A 24,124-nucleotide genomic window follows, 5' to 3' on the forward strand; every position below is an offset into this window, starting at 1 on the left:
TGACCCCGCCGTGATCTCGGCATGACAGTCGGTGACCGCCGATCGCGCCCCGCGTGTCCTTCGTGATCCCGGAGGATCTGGGACTCGTTCTGACCACATCAGGTCAGAACGAAAAGCTGGCGAGGATTGACGTTGACTCAGGTCCGGCTATCGCCCAGATTTCGGGCATTCCAGTTTTTCGGGGGATGTACGGAGGTTGCAATGAAACGTGCGAGATTAGCTATTCTCGCAGTCGCGGTTCTGCTCCTGGGCCTGGTCGTGAGCACGCCCGCGTCGGCGGTCCCCGATCCACCCGCCGGCGACGACGGGGTACGCGTCTACGTCGGCGAGCTCACCCCGCAGCAGCTCGAAACGCTGCTGAAGTCGGGCGTCGACCGCGAGGAGCTGCGGTTCACCAAGTCCGCGGACGGCAAGAAGGTCAGCGTCGAGGCGATCCTCGGCGCGGTCCAGGCGGAGCAGCTCGGCAAGGCGGGCCTCGGCCTGAAGGTCCAGCGGTCCGCGGCGGCGAGCAGGCAGGCGGCCAAGGGGGACGGCGTCTTCAAGCCGTACAGCGGCGCCGGAGGCATCCGCGAGCAGATCGTCACCGCGGCGAACGCCAAGCCGAACATCGCCAAGGTCGTCGACCTCGGCACCACGGTCAAGGGCCAGCCGCTCACCGCGATCAAGGTGACCAAGAACGCGCGGCAGCTCAAGGACGGGGCACGCAAGGCCGTGCTCTACATGTCCGCCCAGCACGCCCGTGAGTGGATCACCCCGGAGATGAACCGGAGGCTCCTGCTCCACTATCTGAACGGCTACGGCACCAACCCCGAGATCACCCAGCTGATCGACAACGTCGAGCTCTGGTTCATCCCGGTCTCCAACCCCGACGGCTACGACCACACCTTCACCGGCAACAACCGCCTCTGGCGCAAGAACCTCCGCGACAACAACGGTGACGGCCGGCTCACCAGCGCCGACGGTGTCGACCTGAACCGTAACTTCGACTACAAGTGGGGCTACGACAACGAGGGTTCCTCCGACAACCCGGCCAGCCAGACCTACCGGGGCCCGAGGGCGCAGTCCGAGCCGGAGACCATGGCCGTCGACACCCTCGCCAAGAAGGTCGACTTCACCTACATCCTCAACTACCACTCGGCCGCCCAGCTGCTGCTGTACGGCATCGGCTGGCAGCAGGCGACGCCCTCTCCCGACGACCTCATCTTCGAGGCGCTGCTCGGCGACGACGCGACGCCCGCCGTGCCCGGCTACGACCCCGACATCGGCGCCGAGCTCTACACGACCAACGGCGAGACCGACGGTCACATGACCAACAAGCGCGACGCGCTGACGATCACGCCGGAGATGACCACCTGCGAGGTGGCGGTCGAGAGCGTGCCGGACGACGAGTGGACGCTCGCCGACTGCGCGGGCGGCTCGGGCTTCACCTTCCCCGACAGCGAGGCCCTGATCCAGGCGGAGTTCGCGAAGAACGTCCCGCTCGCGGTCGACCTCGCCAAGTCCGTGAACAACCCCGACAGCCCGGTCTCCCCGGTGAACCGCACGGTCCCGGACTTCCGCCCCGACAGCTTCACCGTCTCGTACGGCGACCCGCAGCCGGTGGCCGTGACCATGCGGCGCTCCCTGACGGCCAAGCAGTTGCACTTCCGGATCGACGGCGGCCCCGTGCGCGTGCGCGACCTCAAGGAATGGGACGGCGGCGAGCGGTACGGCGACGAGAACGACCTGTACTTCGCCGAGTACCGCGCCAAGGTCGAGGGCGCCACACCGGGGGACAACGTAGAAGTCTGGTTCAGCGGCCACAAACCCGGCACCGGGACCGTGGAGAGCCAGCACTTCACGTACAAGCTGGAGAAGAAGCCCAACGCCAAGGTGCTCGTCGTGGCGAACGAGGACTACACCGGCTTCAACCCCGACTACCCGGCGTCGGTGACCGCGCCGAAGTACGCGGCGCAGTACAGGCAGGCGCTGCAGACGGCCGGATACTCCTCGGAGACGTGGGACGTCGACGCCCAGGGCGTGCCGCACCACCTCGGCGTGCTCAGCCACTTCAAGGCGGTGGCCTGGTACCTCGGTGACGACCGGCTCGCGATGGACGCCCAGGACGTGGCGACCCAGACCCCGTTCGGCCCGCTCCCCGACATGGACGTCAAGCGGCAGCAGCAGGACCTGACCATCTCCGTCCGCGACTACCTCAACGAGGGAGGCAAACTGCTCTACACCGGGGAGACCGCCGGATACTTCGGTTTCTTCGGCACCAGCCTCGGCGGCATCTACTACGGCCTGGACGGCGCGCCGGACTCCGACTGCGTCATCACCAGCCAGGACGGCTTCTTCGAGGAGTGCCTCATCCTCGCCGACGACTTCGCCCAGTACTACCTCGGCGTCTACGGCCGCACCCCGCGCGTCGGGCCGACCGGGTTCGTCGGCAGCGATGCCGCGATGAACGGCACGAGCGGCACCTTCGGCGGCCAGGCGCTCGCCGACAACCCGCTGGACGAGGCGGGCACCCTGCAGGTGACCAGCGACACGCTGCCACCCGCGCAGTTCCCGCAGTTCAGGAGCGAGGCCGTAGCCGAGTACGCCGGGGCGACCGGTCCGTTCGACCCGGTCGAGGGCGACTGGTACGTGGCGGGCCCGCACACCGACGACGCGTACAAGAGGCTGACGCGCACGGTCGACCTGGCGGCCGTCCCCGCCGCGCAGCAGCCCAAGCTCCAGTTCCAGCTCTCGTACGACACCGAGGAGGGCTACGACAACGTCATCGTCGAGGCGCACACGGTCGGCCAGGACAACTGGACGACCCTGCCCGACCTCAACGGCGGCACCTCGACCGCCGTCCCGGCCGAGTGCGAGGCCGGGTTCCTGCTGGACGAGCACCCGTGGCTGCTGCGTTACCTGACCCCGGGCAACCCCTGCGCGCCGACAGGGACCAGCGGCTCCTGGAACGCCTTCACCGGCAGCTCCGGCGGCTGGCAGCAGGTGGCCTTCGACCTGTCCGCGTACGCGGGCCAGCAGGTCGAGGTGTCGATCAGCTACGTGACCGACCCCGGCACCGGCGGCGTCGGCGCGTTCGTGGACGACACCAGGATCACCACCACCGGCGGCCAGCTCGCCGCCGAGGGCTTCGAGTCCGGTCTCGGCGCCTGGGCGATCCCCGGACCGCCCCCGGGCAGCCCGACGAACGCCGGCGACTTCGCCAGGGCCCAGGCCGACAACACGGCGGCCGTCTCGACGAAGGACACCGTCTTCCTCGGCTTCGGCCTGGAGCAGGTGGCCAGCCCCGCCGAACGCGCCGCCACCATCAAGAAGATCATGCAATACCTGGTCGGCTAACCGGGTTCTCCCACCGGTAACCGGACCGTGAGGCCGGGCGTCACGCGAGTGGCGCCCGGCCTCCGCGCGTCCCCCTGACGTCGCTCACACAGCCGCTTTCGGTTTCGCGGGTCGTCCCAGTAGTCCTTGAGCATCTCGCCGGGCCAACCGGGCTCGCGTACCTCGCCGCGCGGACCCATCTCCTTGAAATACGGCGCCAGGTCGTAGACGGGGCTGCCGTCGATCGCGTCCAGGTCGGTCACGTGCAGGTCCAGACCGTCGACCTTCAGCAGCCGTGGGAAGGACTGCGCGAGCTGGTTGGGCGGCGGTGGTTGCGATGGACGAACGTGCCCGTGGCCGGCCAGGCGGGGTTGTTACGCGGGCTGCGGGCGTGCAGAGCGACATCCTCGGGCGAGGCCCGGTGGAAGTGCCAGACGACCAGCAGGTGGGAGAACTCCTCAAGGCCCTGGACGACCTCGACGGGAAAGTCCGCGTTCAGGCGGATGATCGCCGTGCCGCTCCAGCGGTCGTCGGTGGGTTCGGTGCGCCCGCCGACAACTGTGCCAATGGGCTTGATCTCCAGCGACTTCGTCATGCGCCTGTCCTCATCCGTCGTTCTGACGTGGTCGATTCACGTAGATTCGACTCATCTACTTCCCGGACAGGTCGAGTATCAGGGCGTCGCTGGCTCTGGCGTCGGGGGCGGACCGTACGGCGCCCACCGGCCGCCACCCCCAGCGTTGGTACATGGCGTGGGCGGGAGCGTCCGGATTGGCCAGCAGCGTCGCGTACGGCGCGTCCTGTTGGGCCAGCAGCGTCTCCAGGAGCCGCCGACCGATGCCACGCTGCCGGTAGTCCTTGCGGACGTCCAACTCGATCACCGCGAACCTCGGGGAGCCTGCCAGTTCGGCGGGAGCGGGAGTGGCCTCCCCTCCCCACCACCGATCCGTCCCGAACGCGAGGCCGAAGGAGAATCCCACAAGCTCCGACCCGTCTCGGGCCGACACCAGGGCGAAGCTGTCATTCTTCAGCTGTCGGCCTGTGCGCTCAAGAAACCGCTCACGGCTGTAGAGCGGTCCGGACAGATAAGGGGGTTCGGCGTAATTCTCCGTGTACAGGTGGACGTACTCGTCACTGAGTACTTCGGCGGCACCCTCGCCGGTCAGGTACTGATATTCGATATCGGTCACGTGTCCCTCTCCGCTGCCGTCAGTGCGAGGTGTTCCCGGTACTCCGTAATGGCTCGTTGTGCCGTGTGTCCCGCAGGCGCGGCGTCGGCCACACCGTGAGCGACATGCAGCACAAATCGCGTCATATTCTCAGACCCGAGCCCCTCCAAGATCGAGGCAGCGGTTTGGAGCCCGTCGTCAACGGCTCCGGCGCGGACCGCTGAAGCCGCCTGGTGCAGGCGGATCTGCGCTCTCTGCCGTGCGCGGCTGGGTGGATAGGAATCGAGTGCCTCCTGCTGGGCGGAGGCCGCGGCTGGGTTGCCTGTCATGGTCTGTACGAGAGATCGGGTGTGCAACAGCCGAGACTCCGACCATCCCTCGGTGCTCATTCTGTCGCGAGTCACGGTGTCGGGAAGTGCGGTGAAAACATCAGCCTGTCGCTCCATGCTGTCGCGCGCACCGGCGTGGTCACCCATGAGAGCCAGCGCGTAGGCACGGGCACCCAGGGCTTCGGCTGCGGCGCATCCCGGCTGCTTGGCGGTGAGGGCGAGAGCGGTATCTGTACGCGACAGCACCAAGGACAGAGGCCGACCTTCGTACAGGGCTTGAACGGCTTCCCACGCGTTCGCAGCGGCGATGAGCTCGTTGTCGCCGGTCTGGGCTGCGGCCCGACGGGCTGCGGCCCACCAGTCTCTCGGCTGACGGGTGTTACCGGCCAGCCCGAGTGTGTGGGCTAGAAGGAACGTCAGCCGGGCGTTCACCCGCGCCCACCCCGCCGCGTCGCGGCCGGACGCGGCCGGCAGCGTCCGCTGCAGGTTCAGGAGGTCCATCGACAGGTCACGGATCACCTCGGCCAGAGGCCGTGAGATGACCGCGTGAGCGTGCTCCCACGCGATTTCTTCCCACTCGTCCAGATCCGGCCCGCCGAGTTGTGTGTCCACGATGGTGCGCAGCTGTTCCAGTCCCGGTAGTAGGGCGGATGCACTTGCTGTCGCGGCACCGAGTAGGAGCCTTCTCCGTACTTCGTCCATAACGACAGGATCAGGCAGGTCCGACGATCCCGCCAGCGGCGCCACCGCGGTTCTGGTCGCGTGGACGAGCGCGTGCAGAGAGATCAGGGCGCCGTCGGCGCGGTAAAGCCTGTCGAGGCTTTCGACGGCCTCGATAGGCGCGAGGCGCTCGCCACGCTCCCAACGGCCAAGAACCGACCAATCGGTATTGATCTGCGCCGCGACGCCTTTGAGAGAGCCTCCGTGGAACTCTCGCCAATGCCTTAGGGACGCACCGAAAAGGGCAGTCGGTGACTTTGATGGATCAACCGTGTCAGGCCGACGGGGCATGACGACCTCCCGCTGTATTGGCCAATCTGGCTGCTCCTATTAGCCAAAACAGATCTCTGGATGAGCTTTGGGTTTCCCTCCACTATGACACGTAAGGCAATGCCGAACGTACCTCTTACGTTCAACCGGTGCCGCATTTGTCTTTTTGTCTTTTCCGTACTAAAGGCAGCGACAACGAACTACTGGAGGCCCACGATGGCTGGTGAAACTGAGGGAGCCCGCCTGCCCGCCGCACATGCGTCGAGAACAGTGGTCGAGGAGTGCGGCGACGCAACGGCGGAGAGGCACGACAGGGCGTTGGCCGTCGTGCAGCGGTTGCTGAAGGTCCACGGGGTTCGCTCGTACGCCGTTCACACCGTCGGCCTGAAGTTGTCCGGTGACGAAGGCCGGCCGATCCCGCTGGGGAAGCCCAAACTGTACGCCCCCGAGCTGGTCGTTCACGGCAACGCCGGACGGGTGGCCACGGTGACCCTGGGGACGCGTTCCGGCTGCTACCTGGTGTCCCTGCGAGGGGACCCCGACCCGCAGACGGTACGAGAGCCGCAGCAGGTCGCGGACCTGATCCTCGCCGCTCGACCAGGAGGCGCGCCATGACAACCGTCGTGCCGACACAGCTGCGTGTCCCCTACGTCATCGCCCACGCGGACGAGGTCGCACCGCAACCCCTGCGGTTCGTGCGCCGCCCGCTCGGCGGGATGCGGCTCACCTACGAAGATCCGCGCCGGGGCGATGCGGTGCGCGGGGTGTTACGCGTTCGCGTAATGACCACCCGCCGAGGGGCGCCGCAGTGGCGGAAGCTCAACACGTTGCGTCAGTGGCGTTGCATGGAGAAAGTGCGGTGCCAGGTCTGCGGGAAAGCGGCGACCGACCCCGTTACAAGCCGCGTCCCGTGGATCCTGACCGATACCGCGTTCCGCGAGATCTCCGGCGATTCTACCGGCGGGCTCACCAGCGCGCCCCCGACCTGCTGGGCCTGTATCCCGGAGGCGCTGGCCACCTGTCCCCAGCTTCGTGTCTCCTCGACGGTCTGCACCGTCGCCCGCGCCGAGCCCGTCGCCGTACTGGCCGACATGTTCACGCCCGGTCCGGGCCGGAGAGCCATTCCCACGGGGGAGCACAACGTCGAGATCAGCCTGAAAGACGAGACGGCACTGCCCTACGCGCTGGCCACGCAACTGATCGTCCAGGTCCACGACCTTCAGCCAGCGGTTCAAGGTTGAGAGACATGATTATCGAAGCGTTCAGGGAGACCACCGACGCCGCAACCGTGACCATCCCGCTCACGATCGTCGCGTCAACGCCGCCCGCATCAACACCTGGCGTGGCCGCCACTGGCTCCGCCGGGCCAGCCGCCGTTGCCTGATGACGTACTCCATCACTGAGAGAAGGTGATCACCACTCTCCCTTGATACGACTCGATACGACGTCCTTCGTACGCCCGGTGAGTCGGCCTCCGGCAGGCTCACCGGTCCACAGAACCCGAGAAAGGGATCACTGTGAGGCGTCCGCTCATCATCGACACCCACGCCAGCTCCTGCTACTTCCGGACCTCCGTCGAAGGGAACGAGCGCAAAGCACTTGTTCAGATCACCGAACGCTGCAATCTGCACTGCGTGCACTGTTTCGTCTCCTCGGGCGACTGGGGGGATCACATGCGGCTGGAGGACCTCACCGACACGGTGTTCCCACGGCTGCGCCGTGCCCGGGTCGAGCGCCTGACCCTGACCGGCGGCGAGCCGTTCGTCCACCCGAACATCAGGGAGATCTGCCGCGCTGTCGCCGACATGGGGCTGCCCCTGGGCATCTGCACCAACGCCACACAGACCACACCCGAGCAGATCACCGCGCTGGCCGCCCTCGGTAACGTCCACATCAATGTGAGCTTCGATGGGTTCCGGCCCGAAAGTCACGGCAAGTTCCGCGGCTCTGTCGCCTCCTTCGCCACCACCCTGGCCACCACCCGTGCCCTCGCCGAGGCAGGGCTGCTGCAAGGACTGCTGTCCACCCCGAACGCGCTCACCCACGTGGAGGAGTTCACCGCACTGTGCGAGTTTGCCGTCGAAGTCGGCGCCGAGTACGTGCTGATGAATCCGCTGTCGTCGTTCGGACGCGGCGTCAGAAGTCAGGACCGTCTCGCGGCCAACGATGACAAGATGCGCTCGATCCGGGAAGTGACCGAGCAATTCCGCGAGCGCGACATCGACGTGGTGCACATCCGGTTTCCCAACGACACCAAGCCGCTGGCCGGACCGGCGACGGGTACCGCTACGACTACTTCCATGTCGGCCCTGCCCTGGCCGCTCTCGTTCGCTCGTGCGCCTACCTGCACGAAACCCGTGAGACGAACCTGACTGATCACGCGGCAGTCCAGCTAGCCGTAGACGTGAAAGCGGCCGGCCTGCTGTGCGGTGACCCGACCGAGTCCGACGACCTGCCCCTGTTCTAGGCCGGAGCCAGTGCGGCGCGCACCAGCGAGTCGTAGGTGTCTGTTGTGCGCTTCAAGGCGACACCGAGCGACTGTGCGAAGCCGTCGAGCTCCTCCTGAACGGCGATGCCGGACTCCTGCTCGTGCACGGTGCGCTCGATCTCGACGAAGGCTCCGGCGTGTTCCACCTCATCGACGCAGATCGTCATGTCCCTCAGCGTCGCGGTGCGCCGGGTCTTCACGATGCGGACCGTGGGATGGAACCCCATGAGCGTGATGGCGTGGTGCATCTGCTCGCGGTCGGTGACGGTCGTCTCGTGCTCCAGGCACGCCATCGCGTTGTCGACGGGCCGCTTCACGGTGAACAGGTGTCGACCCTGCTGGGTGCGCAGCCGGGCGAACGATCTGCCGACCCTGGGGTCGGCGTAGCTCCACCCGTCCTCGGCGTACGCCTGATCGTCCTGGTGCACGGGGGCCGACAGCAGAGCCCCTCGCCGAGCGAGAGCGTCCTCCAGCGCCGCCAGGTCACCTATCTGGTACTTGACCTCGATCTCCTGCACCTCGCGCGTCACGACGACCTCCCTGGTCTCTGCTGCAACTCGGGGAGCCTACCGGGAGTGCCACAGCCCCCATGCGAGGAACATCGCAACTGGCCGCGCCTTGTTGACACGTTGGGAGGTAGAACATCCGCACGGCCACCTGACTTTGAAAAGTGGCCGGCCCACCGCTCGGCAACGACACCGAGGAGGCTCTGCAACTGTTCTGAGTGCGGCAGGTCGGGCGCTGGCCAGATCACCTCCTGTCGTGACTGAAAAGGCTGCGGAGCGTCTCGTCCGAGCGGTTGTGCGGGTGGCCGCAGTGCTGGTTAAAGTACAGATCCATCGCGACTACCTTCGCGTCGATATGTCGGGCTGCAGCTCACCGTAGAAGCGCGCGCCACGCGACTGCGCCCATCCGGGTCTGGACCTGTGGAATGACCTGGGCATCGATAGCCTCTCGCTGCTGGAGCTGATTCGAGACCTCGAAAAGCGGTTCCAGGTGACCATCCCGGATGAGGACACCGGCCAGGCCAACACGGTCGGCGACCTCATCAGGATCATTCAGCGCCTCGCGGGCTCCGACCCGCTCGCGGGCCCGACCAGATAAGGCACATGATGACGGCACGACTCATCGAACCTCGCGGGCGCGGGTTCCTGCTGTTCGACTCCCACCCCGCCGGATGCGAGAAGATCGTCGGCGACATGTGGGACCGCGTCGCTCCCGCGATCCCGGACACGAAGGCCGAGCGCCGTCCGGTCGCCCTGGTCATCGGCTCCAGTGCCGGATACGGGATGGCGACCACGATCGCCGGGATCCGCCGTTACGGCCTCGACGGTGTCGGCCTGTGCTTCGAGCGCCCGCCCACCGAGCGGCGTACGGCCACCGCGGGCTGGTACCGCACCATCGCGACCGCCGAACTCGCGGCCAAGGCCGGTCGCGACTGGTCGTTCGTCAACGGCGACGCCTTCGCCGACGACACCAAGGTCCAGGTGCTCGACCTGCTCGCCGAACGGTTCGGCGGCATCGACTACCTGATCTACAGTGTCGCCGCGCCTCGGCGAGTCGATCCCGTCACCGGGCAGACGCACCAGTCGGTGATCCAGCCGCTCGGGGCGGGGTACAGCACCAAGACCCTCGACGTCAGCGGAGACGAACCGGCGCTGAAGGAGATCTGGGTCGAACCGGGTAGCGATACCGAGCGGGCCGACACCATCAAGGTCATGGGGGGCGAGGACTGGGCCCTGTGGGTCGACGCCCTGACCGACCGTGGTCTGCCGCGTCCGGGGTTCACCACCGTGGCCCTGTCCTACATCGGCTCGCACCTGACCGGGCCGATCTACCGGGAAGGAACGATCGGCGCCGCCAAGGCCCACCTGGAGGAGACCGCGCTCACGCTGAACGGCGACCTGGCCGGGGTCGGCGGGCGGGCCATGACGTCGGTCAACGGCGCCGCCGTCACCCAGGCCTCCACCGCGATCCCCGGCATCGCCCTGTACGTCAGCCTCCTGCGCGGCGTCCTCGGCGAGGCCATGCGGTCCCCGCTTCAGCAGTCCGTCGAGCTGTGGGACCGGCTCACCGGCGCCCAGGCGCTCGACCTCGACGACCAGGGGCGTATTCGCCTTGACAGGTGGGAGTTGGACCCGCTCATCCAGCAGAAGGTAACCGAGCGGTGGGGGGCCGTCGCCCCCGACACCATCGGCGGCCTGGCTGACATCGGCTGGTTCACCGCCGAGGTGCACCGCCTGTACGGCTTCGACGTGCCCGGCGCGAACTATGGCGCGCCGAGTGAGCCTGACCTGCCCTGGCCCACCCCCGCCGAGTAGCGATCGACCGACCGGAGGAGACGTGACGACCGCAGGCGACCGCATCCGGCAGTGTAAGGAGTACATCCACCGGCCGCGCACCCCGTACAGAGCGTGCAAGTCTCGCTATGACGCGGCAGCCGCCGCGAGCCTTCGACTGGTTCGCCTGCCTGGAGGTCCTGGAGCACCTGCGCGACCCCGGTCGCCTGGTTGGGGCGCTCCAGGACAACGCCACCCGCGGTGTCGTCATCACCACCCCGAACCCCGAGGTTTGGGACGTCCTGGCCATGGACCCCACCCACCTCACCCCCATCAGCCAGGGCATGCTGAGGGAGTGGGGTTTCCGAACCACTTTGCACACCTTCTACGGCAAGTACCAAGACGGCATCACCGGCTTGTGGACCGGAGCCGGGTAAGTCGATGCCGAGGGTTACTGGAGTGGATTTCGCGCGACCGAACGAGAGGAAGCCGCCCCGGCATTAACGTGACCAGCCGAAAGGCCGGCCAATCCTCAGAGGGGAGCACCATGACGACGCGGTACCGGACGGTTGTGGACGCGATGCTGATCCTGGTCCGTGACGGGAAGGTGCTCCTGGCTCAGCGTCAGAACACCGGCTATGCCGACGGCCGGTGGAACGAGCGCCCGCTGATCGGCTCAGTTGGTCGTCACAATCGTGCTCGCTACTCCTTCCGTCATCGCGTCAGCCGGAAGAACAGGGACCGGCCAGGAGGGATCGGCCCGCCAGTGGGGCCAGTCGTCGCCGAACACCCCGCTGCGGCTCTCGATCATCGCTACCACCTCGGCGCGAGCCTCCTGCACGCCGTGGTGTTCGGCATCGGTGACGATGCCCATTCTTCGGCCATGGTCGTATTCGTCCTCGTCCTTCCAGCTCCACCGCGACAGGTCGGGTTTCACGACCAGATCGACGAACAGGTCGAAGGTGTCGATGCCGTTGAGGGTGCGCCGGTAGGGGCGTTGGAAGTTGATGTACCAGCGGTCCAGGCGGTGATCTTGAGTGAAGAACAGGTTCACGCTGAAGAACGCGTGCTCGTCGACGATGCTGAGCCAGATGGTGTCCCGCCACGTCCAGTGACCCAGTTCCCATCGCCGTGCGGCGAGGTTGGTGGTCGACGCGTCGCGTGACGCGGTGTCGCCGGTTCGCAGCCAGTCGATCCACGTGGTCGGGGCGAGACTCCGGATGCCGGGCCAGTAGGCCAGGGCGAGTTCGTGGCCGGTGTCGTGGATGACCCGGTGGGGTGAGGCCGTCCACACCCTGTCGTCGTAGGTGTCGCGCCGGATCGCTATGGCGCCGTCGGGGAACCGGGTCGCTGGGGGGAGCGTCATGGGCGCATGGTGCCATGCCGGCAGGTGCCGTCGAGTACCGAAGAGAACGCGAGCCTTCGGAGCCCGGTAGATCTTTTGGCCTGCGGTGATGTCGTGAACGAGACCCGGAAGTCAGCGGACAGCCCGGTGGACGCTGAGCGCCGAGGGCTTCGAGCCTGGTGTCGGCGCCTGGGCGGCCCGGGTGAGGTCGGAGGTGAAGACGGCCGCCAGGTCGTCCTCGCGTCGTCGCTCGCCCAGTTCCCCGGCCAGGTGCCGTCCCCGCTCGGACAGGCGGCCGGGCAGCCATCCGGTGGCGATCCCCCGGTCGTTGTCCTCGCTCCACGAATGCGTCTCGAACACGATCTCTGTCGGCATGACGTCACGCTAACGCCGCTTCTGACGCATCTCCTGGCTTTTCTTCCACCCCGCCTGGGACACCGGTGCCGACAGCGTTTTCGAGGTCCTGCCGGAGCCCGATACTGGGGCGATGCGCAAGGACACAGACCTGCACGGCGACGTGCCGCTGTCCGGCGGGCGGATGACCGACGGGGTCGTCCGGCGTGGTCACGAGGTGCGGCGGCCGATGGGGCCGTGGTCGCCGGCGGTGCACGAGCTGTTGCGGCATCTGGAGGCAGTCGGGTTCGGCGGGGCGCCGCGGGTGCTGGGCACCGAGGGGGACACCGAGGTGCTGAGTTTCCTGGAGGGGGAGGTGGCCTCCGATCCGGAGTGGGAGCCGGGCCGTGGCGCCCGGCTCCCCTCCTGCGCCCGAAGTGAGGAGGGTTTGGAGGCGGTCGGCCGGTTGCTGGCCCGCTTGCACCGTGCCGTCGGTGGGTTCGTCCCGTCCGAGACCGGCTACCGGTTCCGGCCGCACCCGCCCGGCCGGAAGCAGATCGTCTCGCACGGCGACCTGGGCCCGTGGAACACCGTCTACCGCGGCGGTCTGCCGGTGGCGTTCATCGACTGGGACGCGGCCGGGCCGGCGGAGCCGGTCACCGAGCTGGCCGCGGCGGCCTGGGCGTTCCTGCCGATCGCCCGTCCGGGGCAGCTGCGTGAGTCGGGGTTCGATCCACTGCCGGACCTGGCGTCCCGGCTGCGGATCCTGGTCGACGCCTACGGCCTGACGGACCGCCTGGCGATCCTGCCGGCGCTGCGTAGGGCGAAACTGGAGCAGGCCGGGCAGGTGGCCGACTGGCCCATCGGCCCGGCGGACTCCGCCGTGTCGCTGGAGTTCTTCGCGACCGAGCTGCGGTTTCTGGAGGAACTGCTGCCGGGGTTCGAGCGGGCGTTGTAGAGGCACGGACGAGAGCGGTCGTCGTCCTCGTCCCACGGGCTTCCTTCAAGGCGACCGCGAGACCAGGTGACCGACAGCCCGCAATTCATCCTCGTGCATTCGTACGCTCCGACCGCCGTGTGATTTCACCAGGGCGCGGGCGACAAGACGGAGGCCGTCTCGGCGAAGGACACCGTGTGCCCCGGCCTGGAGCAGGTAGCCACCCCCGCCGGGCGCGCCACGGCCTTCCACCTGGGGCGCCCGCAACACTTAGCCCTTGCGCTAAGTGTTGCGGGCGGGCAATACTTAGCCGCATGGCACAGTATTCGGCCGAGCTCGACGGTGTGTTCGTCGCCCTCGCCGACCCGACGCGGCGCGGCGTCATCCGGCGCCTCGGCCGCGGCCCGACGAGCGTGGGCGATCTCGCCCGCGAGTTCCCGATGACCCTTCCCTCCTTCATGAAGCACGTGCGGACGCTTGAGACGAACGGCCTGATCCGTACGGTCAAGCTCGGCCGGGTGCGCACCTGCGTGCTCAACCGCGACCGTCTCGATCTCCTCGACGACTGGCTCGCGGAGCAGCGCCAGGTCTGGGAAGAGCGCACCGACCGGCTCGAACACCTCCTCACCGACCCGAAAGAGAACCACCCATGAACCCCGACCTCGACCTGACCCTGCGGCGGGTCATCCGAGCGCCCCGCGCCGCCGTGTGGAGCGCGTGGACCGACCCGTCCCTCTTCGGGCAGTGGTGGGTCCCGGCACCGACCGTGTGCCGCGTCGACCACCTCGACGTCCGGCCGGGCGGCGCGCTCGTGACGCGGCTGAGCGACGACGGGGTGGACTTCGTCCCGCACATGGACGCGAGCTTCCTCGCCGTCGACGAGCTCGAACGGATCGTGTTCACGAACGCGATCGACAGCGCCTGGCGTCCCGCGGATCCCGCGCCGGTGCGCATGACGGCCGAGATCACGCTGAGCGACCATCCGGACGGCACGGACTACCGGATCGTCGTCCGGCACGGCGATCCCGCCGCCCGCGCCCACCACGAGGAACTCGGCTTCCTCGACGGCTGGGGCTCGGTCACCAAGCAGCTCGCCGTGTTCGTGGAGAACCGGGTCGCACGATGAAGATCACTCTCACCGAGTTCGTCACCCTCGACGGGGTCAGCCAGGGGCCCGGCTCGCCGGACGAGGACACGAGCGACGGTTTCACCTGGGGCGGCTGGCTCGTGCCCCACCTGGACGAGCTCTTCGTACGGCGTACCTCCGGCTGGCTCGACCTCGCCGACGGCCTGCTGTTCGGGCGGCGTACCTACGAGGCGTTCGCCCGGGACTGGCCGCGGATCACCGACCCGGACGACCCGTACACCACGCGGATGAACTCACTGCCGAAGTACGTGGTGACCAACACCCTCACCGAGGGGAGCTGGCATCCGACGACCGTGCTGCGCGGTGACCCGATCCGGACCGTCGGGGAACTCAAGGCGCGGCCGGGACGGGAACTCCAGATCCACGGGAGCGCGCGGCTCGGCAACGCCCTGCTGGCGGCGGGCCTCGTCGACGCGCTCCGGCTCGTCGTCGCCCCGGCCGTGATCGGCTCCGGGCGGCGGCTGCTCGACCACCCGGGCGGCCCCGCCGGCCTCCGGCTCGTCCACCACGAGGTGACGGCGAACGGCCTGCTGCTGCTTGAGTACGAGACCGTCGGCGCCGCCCCGGTGGCGGAGTACGAGGGCGTCACGGCCTTCGTCTAGCGCGCCGGCCGAAACGCGCTGGCCGAAACGCGCGGGCCGAAACCGGACGCGTCAGAGGAACGGCGGCTCCAGGGTCAGGTCGGGGTTGCCCGACAGGCTTCCCGTCCTGCTCCACTGTTCGAGGACGAGCGGCGAGAAAAGCCGCTCGTAGAGCAGTTCCGCGGTGCCCTGGACGCCACCGGCCTCGCCGAGCGCGGCCCTGCGGACGAGCAGGTCGCGGCTGGCCAGCGGCAGGGCCCGGGCGTAGAGGCTCTTGCGGACCGACGACAGCAGCACGTCGCCGGAGTGGGACAGGCCACCGCCGATGACCAGCTGGGAGGGGTTCAGCAGGCTGACGACGAAGGCGAGGACCTCGCCGATCTGGGCCCCGGCCAGCTGCAGGACCTCCAGCGCCTCGTTGTCGCCGTACTCGGCGGCGCGTGCCAGCGCGGCGGCGTTGAGCGGCCCGTTCTCCCGCATCGCCGTCAGCACGCCGCTGCGCCCGCTGTCGGCGATCTCCTCGGCCACCCGGGCGAGGGCGAATCCGCCGGCGACGGCCTCCAGGCAGCCGATGTTGCCGCACCGGCAGGGCCGCGTCTGGCCCGGCACCGGAAGATGACCCACGTCGCCGGCGCAGCCCCCGTCCCCGTGCTGGAGGACGCCGCCCATGATGATGCCCGAGCCGATCCCGCTGCCCAGCTTCACGTAGACCATGTTGCGGTGGCCCTTGCCGGCGCCGTAGCGGTACTCGCCGAGCGCGGTGGCGTTGGCGTCGTTGCCGAGCCAGGCGGCCAGGCCGAGCTTGTCGCCCAGCCAGTCGCGGATCGGGAACTGGTCCCAGCCGGGCATGATCGGCGGGGACACCACGATCCCGCGATCGAGGTCCACCGGGCCGGGGACGGTGACGCCGACCGCCCACGGGCGGCCGCCGACCTCGTCCAGGACCCGCTGGCACAGTTCGACGCACGTCCCCAGCACGTCGTGAGGCCCGGCCGCGATGTCGATCGGCTGTGACTGGTCGTCGATGATGGCGCCCGACAGGTCGACGGCGGCCACGGTGACCCCGCTCGCGCCCAGCGCCACCGACAGGACGTAACCCGCCCGCCTGCGCAGCGATATCACGCGTGCGCGCCGTCCTCCGGTGACGACCGAGCCCGATCCGTCCTCCACCAGGTCCAGCTGGCGCAACTGCTCCAGCCTCTGGTCCACCTGGGCGCGGGTGAGGCCGGTGTGCGCCATCAGGTCCTGTCGCGTCAGCGGACCGGCACCTCGCAGCGCTCTGACGACATGCCCGGTATCTCCACTACCCCGTTCCATCGCGGCCTTCCCCGTCAACTGCTTCGTCTGCCCCGTGTCATGAAGCTAGCCAGCAGACTTTTTCCCGTCAACCCATGACATTTGCCGACGATCTACATAAGTGGTGGCGCTGAGCGAAATACCGAAGCCGCCGAGGTGGTGGAGGATGTGCCCGCGCCGATCGAGGGGGTAAGCCACCCCTCGTACGTCCTCCGCCCTCGCCGCCGGCCGTTCATTGGAGCCGGGCGGGCCGGGTTGGCGCCCTCGATGTCCGATTTCCGCTGCTCAGCGGCCATCTTTTTTGGTTCACCTGCAAAAGTTTGAGCTTCGCAGAGAGGTTGATGTCGGACAGACTCATACTTTCATTGACGAAGTGACGTTCCGGCGTTCACAATGACTGACGGTGCAGGATATGCGGCGGTGGCCCGTCAAAAGCCCCCACTGTCGCCGGCCGGCACCGGTGGCACGCTGAAGCCTCCCGGGTACCTCATTTTTCGTTGCGACGTCGGTCAGCGCACGCGTCTTCCCCCCGAACGGATATGTGTGAATACTTTCCATGCTCTCGATGACGACCAGGTCGAAGGCGGTGCCCTCGGGCGCAAGCTGGGACTGACCCGTCGGCAGTTGTTCGCGGCGACCACGGGCATGGCCGCGGCGGCGGCCATCACCGCGCTGCCGGGCAGGGCTTCGGCCGCCGTCTCGGCCTCCGCCCTGGGCTCCCCCCTGATCCGCGACAGCAAGCGCGGCATCATCCTCTACACCGTCCGCGACGCCATCTCCCGCGACCCCAACACGACGACCCTGCCGTCGGGGTTCAAGGAGGTGCTCAAGGCGCTCAGCGAAATCGGCTACGAGCGCATCGAGTTCGCCGGTTTCTCGCAGAACGCCAACGCCGAGGGCGGGGCGAACCTCGACAACGTCGCCGGGGCGACGCTGCTGCGCTCGTGGCTGGACGAGTACGGGCTGCGGGCCGAGGGCAACCACGGGTTCATCCCGGGGTCCTGGCCGCTGACCCAGGCCGACCTCGACCGGTTCAGGACCAGCCTGGAGATCGCCAACATCCTCGGCATGGACCACATCGGCACCGGCAACGACCCCACGGGCAGCAACTACAAGGCCGACTGGGACATCGCCGCCGAGAAGTGGAACACCCTCGGGGAGATCGCCCGGAACTCCGGCTACGTCAAGCTGTACACCCACAACCACGACGCCGCCTACAACTTCCTCCTCGACAGCGGGCCGCTGGACGTCCAGGGCCGTCCGACGCGCTCCTCGGGGATCCGGAAGCTGGAGTACTTCCTAGGCATCACCGACCCCAAGTTCGTGAACCTGGAGATGGACATCTACTGGGCGCACGTCGCCCAGTACAAGCACCGGACCTACACCGCCCCCGACGGCTCCGTCCAGACCAACATCTTCAACCCGCTCGCTCTCGTCCAGGCGCAGGAGGGCCGGTACCCGCTGTTCCACGCCAAGGACGGGAGGCTCAACCCCGCGACCGCCAACGGCTACGACATGGTGCCCTTCGGTACGGGCGACATCGACTACACGACGTTCTTCCGGGGTCTGGTCAGCCAGCACCACTACCCGATGTACGAGCAGGACACCGCTCCGGGTGGTACGGCGAACCCGGGCCAGTCACTGGAGTTCGCCCGGATCAGCTACAACAACCTGTCCGCCCTCACCACGGAGTGACCCGGCGACCGGGCCCGCTTCCCGGCGGGCCCGGAATCCGCCCGGCCGGCCCGGCCCGCCCGGCCATCACGCGGACCGCCGTGAAACCGGCGAGCGTGGTGGCCGGAGACGGAGCGATGCCCCGTCCCCTTCGGAGCGGTCCCCTCCCGCGAAGAGAACCGCTCAGGCGAGGCGGTCCGCGGCCGGCCGGGCGTCCGCCGACAGGTCGGCGCGCAGGGCGAACGGCACGAAGGCGGCCAGGGTGACGAGCGCGAGCCCGGTGGCGACGGCGAACACCGTCCGCACGTCCCACACCTCGGCCCCGATACCGGCCAGCGCGGCGCCGGCCGGGATGACGCCCCAGCTGAGCACCCGCGACGCGGCGTAGACGCGGCCCAGCAGGTCCGGCGGCGTCAGGTTCTGCCGGAGGGTGGCCACCAGGATCCGCCAGACGCTCGAACCCGCGCCCGCGACCACCATGCCCGCGGACACCAGCCACGCGTTCGCGTCCAGGGCGACGGGCGCCACCAGCAGGACGGTGCCGACGGCGTCGGCGACGAGCAGCGTGGCCACCCCGAACCGGCGGCGCAGCGGCTCGACCACCATCGACGCGAGCAGCCCGCCGACGGCCATCGCCGTCATCAGCAGGCCGTACTGCGCCGCGGTGAGCCCGAGCGGGCCGGGGCTGACGGCGTGCACGACCATCAGCGCCGTCGGGACCGCCCAGACCACGTTCATCGCGGCGGTGAAGAGGGTGAGCGTCCGCACCACCGGCTGCCGCCACAGGAAGCGGAACCCGGCGACCACCTCACCGCCCCCGGCGGACCGCGTTCCCGCCGGCGTACGGGGAAGCGTCACCTCGGCCGTCTCCACCGGCGTACGGCGGGGCGTCACCTCGGCCGTCTCCATCGGCGTGCGGGGGAGCGTCATCATGGCGAGCCCGGCGACCGCCAAGGCGTAGAGGGCCGCGCCGGTGCCGGTGGCCAGGGCCAGGGTGAGCCCGGCCAGGAGGCCCGCGAGCGGCGGGCCCGCCAGCTGGTTGGTGACGTTGATGGTCGCCTCCAGCCGCGCGTTCGCCCTGTTACGGCCGGCGGGCTCGACGAGCATGGGAACGGTCGAGGTCAGCGCCGTGTCGGCGAGTGTCTCGGCCACGCCGAGCAGCACCGCGGCGACCAGGATCACCGGCAGCGAGAGCGCGCCGGCGAGGTGGCCGGCGGTGAGACCGGTCAGCACCAGCGCCCGGACGAGGTTGACACCGCCCAGCAGCAGCCGTCGGTCGGCGCGGTCCACGATCCATCCGGCGTGCAGCCCGAAGACCGGCCAGGCCAGCGTCAGCGCCGTCGTCACGGCCGCGACCCCGCCGGGTGAGGCGCCGGACGCCAGGGCGAGCAGCGGGAGCGCGAACAGGATCATGCCGTCGCCCAGGTTGGCTGTGCCGGTGCCGAACCACAGCCCGTTGAACGACCGGCCCAGCGAGACGGGGAGGACGCGCATGCCATTCTCACCTTTCAAAGCCATTTTAGTGGTCATAGCGTGCTGGACCCCGCCTCACCTGTCAACTGCTGTTGATCAGTGAGACAATGAATAGATGATCGACGTCGAACTGGTCGGCAACGCCCTGTGCCTGGACTTCGCCAACACGGTCAACAGCCGCCCGGTCGCCCGGCGCGACTGGCTGGCCACCCCCGAGGAGACGGTGACCTGGGCGCGCGCGGCCGGCCGTCCGGTCGAGCGGCGGGCGGGCCTCGCCGCCGCCCTGCCCGAGGCCCGCGACCTGCGCGAGACGGTGTTCCGGGTGTTCCGGCCGCTGACCGACGGGGACGACCCGCCGCGCGCCGATCTCGACGCCCTCACCGCCGCGTACGCCGGCGGCCTCGCCCACGCCCGGTTCGAGCACGAGGAAGGCCGCTTCCGCTTCGCGTGGCCCGCCCCGCGAACCGTCGAAACGCTGCTCAGGGAGGTCGCCGCCTCCGCCGTCGACCTGCTCGCCCACGGGCCGCTGGAGCGGATCCACGCGTGCCCGTCGTGCGAGTGGCTCTTCCTCGACACCAGCAAGAACGGCCGCCGCCGGTGGTGCAGCATGACCACCTGCGGCAGCCGCGACAAGGCCCGGCGCTACTACGTGGCCCGTACGTCGTCCTGAGACCCCCGCCGCGCTCCGGCGCCGTACGACAGGCGCGTGAGTTGACCTCAACCGTGCTTGAGGCCGCAGGCTGGGCGGCGGCGTACACAAGCGAGGCGTACGCGAGTGAGGTGTACACGTGAGCGAGGCGTACACGAGTGAAGGGGAATCCTGTGAAGGCAGCGGCTTTTTTCGAGTTCGGCGGGCCCGAGGTGTTGCGGACGGCGGACCTTCCGACGCCCGAGGCGGGCGAGGGGCAGGTGCGGGTGCGGATCAGGGCCGCGGGCGTGCAGCCGTTCGACCTGGCGATCCGGGCGGGGTGGACCCCCGAGGGGATCGACGGTGAGCTGCCGCGGGTGCCGGGCAACGAGTTCGCCGGGGTGGTCGACCAGGTGGGCGCGGGGGTGAGCGAGCTTTCCGTCGGCGCCGAGGTCCTCGGCTTCAACCTGCTGAACGCCTACGCCGAGTACGTGGTCGTGCCCGCGGAGAACGTCACGCCCAAGCCCGCGAACATGCCCTGGGACGTGGCGGGCGGTTTCAGCGCCGGGACCCAGACCGCCCACATCGCGCTGCGGCAGCTCGGGGTGGGGGAGGGGGACACGGTCCTGGTCCACGCCGCCGCGGGTTCGGTCGGCACCGCGGCGGTCCAGCTCGCCCGGCTCTGGGGGGCGGCCACGGTGATCGGCACGGCCCGCGAGGAGAACCACGACTACCTGCGCGAGCTCGGCGCGATCCCCGTCACGTACGGCGAGGGCCTGCTGGAGCGGGTCCGAGCCCTCGCCCCCGGCGGGGTGGACCTGGTCCTGGACGGCGCGGGCGGCGAGGCGCTGGAGGTCTCCCTGGAACTGGTGAAGCCCGAGCGTATCCTCACGCTCGTCGAGCACGGCAGGGTCGCCGAGCTGGGGATACAGCGGACCCAGGGGGTGCGGCTGGCCTCCCGCCTCGCCGAGCTCGCCGCCCTGTACGCCGAGGGCGGGCTCGTCTTCCCGGTGCGCCGGACCTACCCGCTGGAGCGGGCCGCGGACGCCCACCGCGAGGTCGCCACCGGGCACGGGCGGGGCAAGGTCGTGCTGGTCATGGACTGATATGGCCGTATCACTGGTCATATGACCGGAATTCTTAGTAAGGTTTCTTGTTAATAACGTGCTATCCGTCGGCTCGTTGGACAGTCCTGCCTCCCATTTATCGCTCCAGGAGGAGTCCACGTGCATCTGCGACACAAGCTGGCCACCGGTACGGCCGCCGCGATCAGCGTAGGGTCCCTGCTCGCCCTGCTGCCGTCCACCGCGGCGGTCGCCCACGGGTCCATGTCGAACCCGCCCAGCCGGGCCTATGTCTGCAAGAACGAAGGCCCGGAGACCCCCAAGTCGGAAGCGTGCAAGGCGGCCGTCGCGGCCGGAGGCACCCAGGCGTTCTACGACTGGCACGAGGTGTCCCGGCTGGAGGCCGGCGGCAACCACCGCCAGATCATCCCCGACGGCCAGCTGTGCGGCGCCGGGCGTGACAAGTATCGCGGGCTCAACCTCACCAGGAACGACTGGCCCGCCACCTCGGTCTCCCCGGGACCGCTCACGGTCACCTACCACGCGACCGCGCCACACGCGAACAGCAACTTCGAGTTCTACATCACCAAGCAGAGCTGGAACCCCAGCCAGCCGCTGCGCTGGTCGGACCTGGAGCACATCAGGACGTTCAACAACCAGAACCCCACCCAGTTCACCAACTGGACGATCAACCTCCCGCAGCGGAGCGGCCGCCAGCTCATCTTCTCGATCTGGCAGCGCATCGTGGGCAGCACGGAGGCCTTCTACACCTGTTCCGACGTGAACTTCGGCGGTGGCAACCCCAACCCCCAGCCGACCCCCACCCCGACGGTGACGCCGACGGTGAACCCGACGCCGACCCCGACGCCCACCCCGACCCCGACGAGCCAGCCGGGCGGCACCTGGAGGGCGGGCACCGCCTACGCGGTGGGCGCCACGGTGACCTACGGCGGCGCGACCTACCAGTGCCTGCAGGCGCACACCGCGCTGGCCGGCTGGGAGCCGCCGAACGTCCCGGCCCTGTGGCGACGCCTCTGACCCGGTGAGATCCGGCCGGGGTGGCCGCCGCCACCCCGGCCGGGCCCGTTGTCTCCCGAGAACCTCCCGAGAATCGAGGAGTTCGTCATGAAGCGTGCGGTTCCGGTGGTCCCGGCGGTCGCCCTGGGAATCCTCCTGCTCTCCGGCTGCGGTGCGGACAGCATCCAGGAACTCCGCGGGGGTCCGGCCGGGCATAAAGCGCACGGGGTCGCCGGCGCCCCCGTCCAGCCGACGTCCTCCGCCTCCCCCCAGAGCACCGATCACGGAGCGCACGGCGGATCGGGGCAGGATCCGGAAGAGGGTTCCGGGCAGGGTGGCCACGGTTCCGACCACTCGGCGCACGGCGCCGGCGCGGGACTGCCCAGCCCCTCGCCCGCCCCGCCGACGGGGACCGCCGCGGGGGTCGCCTTCAACCCCCCCGACGTGATGTTCCTGCAGATGATGGTGCCCCACAACACCCAGGTGGTACGGCTGGTGCGGCTGGTGCGCGAGCGGCCGGTCCGCCCCGAGGTCAAGGAACTCGCCGAGGCGATCGGCGTGACCCAGGAACGCGAGTCCGCCTCGATGTCCGGCCTGCTGACCGCCTGGGGGCAGCCCGCGACCGCGAAGGACGATGAGCACGCCGCCCACGGCGGGATGCCGGGGGTGAGCGAGGAGGAGATGGCGGCGCTGATCTCCGCCCCACCGGCCGAGTTCGAGCGGCGGTTCCTCGACATGCTGATCGCCCAGCAGGACGACGCCACCCAGATGGCCAAGGTGGAGGTCGCGACCGGGCTGCACCCCGAGGTCACGAAGATGGCGAAGCGCGTCGACGTCTCGCGTACGGCGCAGATCGCGCAGATGCTGGCCCTGCGCGGCCAGTGAGGATCGGCGCGGGCCCGCGGGGACCGGTAGGGGTCGGTGCGGACCCGTGACGAGGACCTGCGTGAACCTGCGTGAACCTGCGCGGACCAGCGAGGACCAGCGAGGACCAGCGAGGACCAGGAAGGATTTGTCCTCACACTCCCTTATGTGAGATATATTTCCTACTTGATATAAGGGGAATTAAGGGAGAGTCATGCGCAAGATCTTTGGGGTCGTGGCCGGTTTGATCCTGGCCGGAACCCTGGCCGCGTGCGGGGGGACGTCCACCGACACGGCCCAGCCCGGCGCCGCCGACACGCCGAAGGCCGACGCCCCGCTCAAGGTCGGGGTGAACCCCGTGCCCCACGGCGAGGTGCTCAAGTACGTCAAGGACAACCTCGCCGCCAAGGCCGGGCTGAACCTGGAGATCGTCGAGTTCACCGACTACGTCCAGCCCAACACCCAGCTCGACGAGGGCAACCTGGACGCGAACTACTTCCAGCACATCCCGTACCTGGAGGAGTTCTCCAAGGGCAAGGACATCAAGCTCAGCTGGGTCGTCCCGGTGCACATCGAGCCGCTCGGCCTGTACTCGAAGAAGATCAAGAACGTCTCCGAGCTCGCCCAGGGCGCCCAGGTGGCGCTGCCCAACGACGCGAGCAACCTCGGCCGCTCCCTCAAGCTCCTCGCCGACAACGGCGTGATCACCCTCAAGGAGGGCGTCGGCGTCAAGGCCACCGAGCGCGACGTCGCGGACAACCCCAAGGAGCTGGAGTTCAAGCCCCTTGAGGCGGCCCAGCTGCCCCGCTCCCTGGAGGACGTGGACGCCGCGATCGTCAACGGCAACTACGCCCTGGAGGCCGGGCTGCAGCCCGCGACCGACTCCCTGATCCTGGAGAAGGGCGAGGGCAACCCGTACGCCAACGGCCTGGTCACCGTCCCGGCCAAGGTGGACGACCCCCGCGTGAAGAAGCTCGCCGAGATCCTCACCGGCCCCGAGGTCAAGAAGTTCATCGAGGACACGTACAAGGGCGCGGTGCTGCCCGCCGAGTGACCCGTCCGGTGATCCGTTCGACGGCCCGTTCGACGGCCCGTCGGGTGATCCGCCCCGGGGCGGATCAGCACCTCCCGCGCGACGCCTCGGCCGCGCCCCCCGCACGTCTCGCGGAGGGTGCGGCCGACGGCTTTTCCCGGG

Annotated in this window: 25 protein-coding genes and 1 pseudogene; 18 read left to right on the forward strand and 8 right to left on the reverse strand. The window is 69.0% G+C overall.

Translation table 11 applies throughout. The features are described from left to right. Positions 1-201: 201 nt before the first annotated feature. Entirely contained in the window at positions 202-3,336 is a 3,135-nt protein-coding gene (locus ACSC1Q_RS20090) for a M14 family metallopeptidase (protein WP_436760226.1), read from the forward strand. Here the strand turns inward: ACSC1Q_RS20090 and ACSC1Q_RS20095 are convergent. The 3 genes and pseudogenes from ACSC1Q_RS20095 to ACSC1Q_RS20105 all read right to left on the reverse strand — a co-directional run bounded on the left by ACSC1Q_RS20095 (position 3,333) and on the right by ACSC1Q_RS20105 (position 5,824). Next, positions 3,333-3,910 (reverse strand): annotated as a pseudogene (locus ACSC1Q_RS20095) (SAM-dependent methyltransferase). The gene ACSC1Q_RS20090 and the pseudogene ACSC1Q_RS20095 overlap by 4 nt on opposite strands. Before the next feature lie 55 nt (positions 3,911-3,965). Further along, complete coding sequence (locus ACSC1Q_RS20100) at positions 3,966-4,505, reverse strand: GNAT family N-acetyltransferase (RefSeq protein WP_436760227.1); 540 nt, start codon at positions 4,503-4,505, stop codon at positions 3,966-3,968. Beyond that, a complete protein-coding gene (locus ACSC1Q_RS20105; protein ID WP_436760228.1) occupies positions 4,502-5,824 on the reverse strand; it encodes a helix-turn-helix domain-containing protein in 1,323 nt (440 codons plus the stop codon). Before ACSC1Q_RS20105 ends, ACSC1Q_RS20100 begins: the two co-directional genes overlap by 4 nt. Positions 5,825-6,019: 195 nt before the next feature. Between ACSC1Q_RS20105 and ACSC1Q_RS20110 the strand changes: the two genes are divergently transcribed. The 4 genes from ACSC1Q_RS20110 (at position 6,020) to ACSC1Q_RS20125 (ending at position 8,175) form a co-directional block, all read left to right on the forward strand. Further along, a complete protein-coding gene (locus tag ACSC1Q_RS20110) occupies positions 6,020-6,418 on the forward strand; it encodes a hypothetical protein (protein WP_436760229.1) in 399 nt (132 codons plus the stop codon). Beyond that, positions 6,415-7,044: a hypothetical protein gene (locus tag ACSC1Q_RS20115; RefSeq protein ID WP_436760230.1), complete on the forward strand. Its 630-nt coding sequence runs from the start codon at positions 6,415-6,417 to the stop codon at positions 7,042-7,044. The genes ACSC1Q_RS20110 and ACSC1Q_RS20115 overlap by 4 nt, the downstream gene beginning before the upstream one ends. 5 nt (positions 7,045-7,049) lie before the next feature. Continuing rightward, positions 7,050-7,187, forward strand: coding sequence for a hypothetical protein (locus tag ACSC1Q_RS20120; protein ID WP_436760231.1), 138 nt, complete (start codon positions 7,050-7,052; stop codon positions 7,185-7,187). Between the two features lie 133 nt (positions 7,188-7,320). After that, positions 7,321-8,175: a radical SAM protein gene (locus tag ACSC1Q_RS20125; protein WP_436760232.1), complete on the forward strand. Its 855-nt coding sequence runs from the start codon at positions 7,321-7,323 to the stop codon at positions 8,173-8,175. Positions 8,176-8,266: 91 nt separating this feature from the next. Here ACSC1Q_RS20125 and cyaB read toward each other — a convergent pair whose 3' ends face one another. Beyond that, positions 8,267-8,821: a class IV adenylate cyclase gene (gene cyaB / locus ACSC1Q_RS20130; RefSeq protein WP_436760233.1), complete on the reverse strand. Its 555-nt coding sequence runs from the start codon at positions 8,819-8,821 to the stop codon at positions 8,267-8,269. Positions 8,822-9,233: 412 nt separating this feature from the next. Between cyaB and ACSC1Q_RS20135 the strand changes: the two genes are divergently transcribed. The 3 genes from ACSC1Q_RS20135 (at position 9,234) to ACSC1Q_RS20145 (ending at position 11,007) form a co-directional block, all read left to right on the forward strand. Further along, positions 9,234-9,395 (forward strand): phosphopantetheine-binding protein, encoded by a 162-nt coding sequence (locus ACSC1Q_RS20135; RefSeq protein WP_436760272.1) that lies wholly within the window; start codon positions 9,234-9,236, stop codon positions 9,393-9,395. Positions 9,396-9,403: 8 nt separating this feature from the next. After that, positions 9,404-10,612, forward strand: a complete 1,209-nt coding sequence (gene fabV, locus ACSC1Q_RS20140) for an enoyl-[acyl-carrier-protein] reductase FabV (RefSeq protein WP_436760234.1) — start codon at positions 9,404-9,406, stop codon at positions 10,610-10,612. 107 nt (positions 10,613-10,719) lie between these two features. Continuing rightward, positions 10,720-11,007, forward strand: coding sequence for a class I SAM-dependent methyltransferase (locus ACSC1Q_RS20145; protein ID WP_436760235.1), 288 nt, complete (start codon positions 10,720-10,722; stop codon positions 11,005-11,007). Between the two features lie 239 nt (positions 11,008-11,246). Here ACSC1Q_RS20145 and ACSC1Q_RS20150 read toward each other — a convergent pair whose 3' ends face one another. Then, positions 11,247-11,936 carry a ribonuclease FAU-1 family protein gene (locus ACSC1Q_RS20150; protein ID WP_436760236.1) on the reverse strand — a complete coding sequence of 230 codons (690 nt, stop codon included), beginning with the start codon at positions 11,934-11,936 and terminating at the stop codon, positions 11,247-11,249. 111 nt (positions 11,937-12,047) lie between these two features. After that, entirely contained in the window at positions 12,048-12,290 is a 243-nt protein-coding gene (locus ACSC1Q_RS20155; RefSeq protein ID WP_436760237.1) for a histidine phosphatase family protein, read from the reverse strand. A gap of 112 nt (positions 12,291-12,402) precedes the next feature. Between ACSC1Q_RS20155 and ACSC1Q_RS20160 the strand changes: the two genes are divergently transcribed. The 4 genes from ACSC1Q_RS20160 to ACSC1Q_RS20175 all read left to right on the forward strand — a co-directional run bounded on the left by ACSC1Q_RS20160 (position 12,403) and on the right by ACSC1Q_RS20175 (position 14,934). Then, positions 12,403-13,206 carry a phosphotransferase gene (locus tag ACSC1Q_RS20160; protein WP_436760238.1) on the forward strand — a complete coding sequence of 268 codons (804 nt, stop codon included), beginning with the start codon at positions 12,403-12,405 and terminating at the stop codon, positions 13,204-13,206. 293 nt (positions 13,207-13,499) lie between these two features. Further along, positions 13,500-13,838, forward strand: a complete 339-nt coding sequence (locus ACSC1Q_RS20165; protein ID WP_436760239.1) for an ArsR/SmtB family transcription factor — start codon at positions 13,500-13,502, stop codon at positions 13,836-13,838. After that, the gene (locus ACSC1Q_RS20170; RefSeq protein ID WP_436760240.1) at positions 13,835-14,311 is read left to right on the forward strand and encodes an SRPBCC domain-containing protein; all 477 of its coding nucleotides are present in this window, start codon (positions 13,835-13,837) and stop codon (positions 14,309-14,311) included. Before ACSC1Q_RS20165 ends, ACSC1Q_RS20170 begins: the two co-directional genes overlap by 4 nt. Beyond that, on the forward strand, positions 14,308-14,934 hold the full coding sequence (locus ACSC1Q_RS20175; protein ID WP_436760241.1) for a dihydrofolate reductase family protein: 627 nt from the start codon (positions 14,308-14,310) through the stop codon (positions 14,932-14,934). The genes ACSC1Q_RS20170 and ACSC1Q_RS20175 overlap by 4 nt, the downstream gene beginning before the upstream one ends. 51 nt (positions 14,935-14,985) lie before the next feature. Here ACSC1Q_RS20175 and ACSC1Q_RS20180 read toward each other — a convergent pair whose 3' ends face one another. Then, positions 14,986-16,230, reverse strand: a complete 1,245-nt coding sequence (locus ACSC1Q_RS20180) for an ROK family protein (protein ID WP_436760242.1) — start codon at positions 16,228-16,230, stop codon at positions 14,986-14,988. 522 nt (positions 16,231-16,752) lie between these two features. Here ACSC1Q_RS20180 and ACSC1Q_RS20185 point away from each other — a divergent pair. Beyond that, positions 16,753-17,904 carry a sugar phosphate isomerase/epimerase family protein gene (locus ACSC1Q_RS20185; protein ID WP_436760243.1) on the forward strand — a complete coding sequence of 384 codons (1,152 nt, stop codon included), beginning with the start codon at positions 16,753-16,755 and terminating at the stop codon, positions 17,902-17,904. A 162-nt stretch (positions 17,905-18,066) separates the two neighbouring features. Here the strand turns inward: ACSC1Q_RS20185 and ACSC1Q_RS20190 are convergent, their stop codons facing one another. Further along, positions 18,067-19,377 (reverse strand): MFS transporter, encoded by a 1,311-nt coding sequence (locus tag ACSC1Q_RS20190; RefSeq protein WP_436760244.1) that lies wholly within the window; start codon positions 19,375-19,377, stop codon positions 18,067-18,069. 94 nt (positions 19,378-19,471) lie between these two features. Between ACSC1Q_RS20190 and ACSC1Q_RS20195 the strand changes: the two genes are divergently transcribed. The 5 genes from ACSC1Q_RS20195 (at position 19,472) to ACSC1Q_RS20215 (ending at position 23,983) form a co-directional block, all read left to right on the forward strand. Further along, complete coding sequence (locus tag ACSC1Q_RS20195; protein ID WP_436760245.1) at positions 19,472-20,026, forward strand: CGNR zinc finger domain-containing protein; 555 nt, start codon at positions 19,472-19,474, stop codon at positions 20,024-20,026. A gap of 152 nt (positions 20,027-20,178) precedes the next feature. After that, positions 20,179-21,090, forward strand: a complete 912-nt coding sequence (locus ACSC1Q_RS20200) for an NADP-dependent oxidoreductase (protein ID WP_436760246.1) — start codon at positions 20,179-20,181, stop codon at positions 21,088-21,090. A gap of 120 nt (positions 21,091-21,210) precedes the next feature. Beyond that, complete coding sequence (locus ACSC1Q_RS20205) at positions 21,211-22,086, forward strand: lytic polysaccharide monooxygenase auxiliary activity family 9 protein (protein WP_436760247.1); 876 nt, start codon at positions 21,211-21,213, stop codon at positions 22,084-22,086. Between the two features lie 87 nt (positions 22,087-22,173). Next, positions 22,174-22,950 carry a DUF305 domain-containing protein gene (locus ACSC1Q_RS20210; RefSeq protein ID WP_436760248.1) on the forward strand — a complete coding sequence of 259 codons (777 nt, stop codon included), beginning with the start codon at positions 22,174-22,176 and terminating at the stop codon, positions 22,948-22,950. A gap of 193 nt (positions 22,951-23,143) precedes the next feature. Beyond that, positions 23,144-23,983: a MetQ/NlpA family ABC transporter substrate-binding protein gene (locus tag ACSC1Q_RS20215; RefSeq protein WP_436760249.1), complete on the forward strand. Its 840-nt coding sequence runs from the start codon at positions 23,144-23,146 to the stop codon at positions 23,981-23,983. The last annotated feature ends 141 nt before the right edge of the window (positions 23,984-24,124 follow it).

This window comes from Streptosporangium heterodermiicola, assembly GCF_051390675.1.
Classification (GTDB): Bacteria; Actinomycetota; Actinomycetes; order Streptosporangiales; family Streptosporangiaceae; genus Streptosporangium.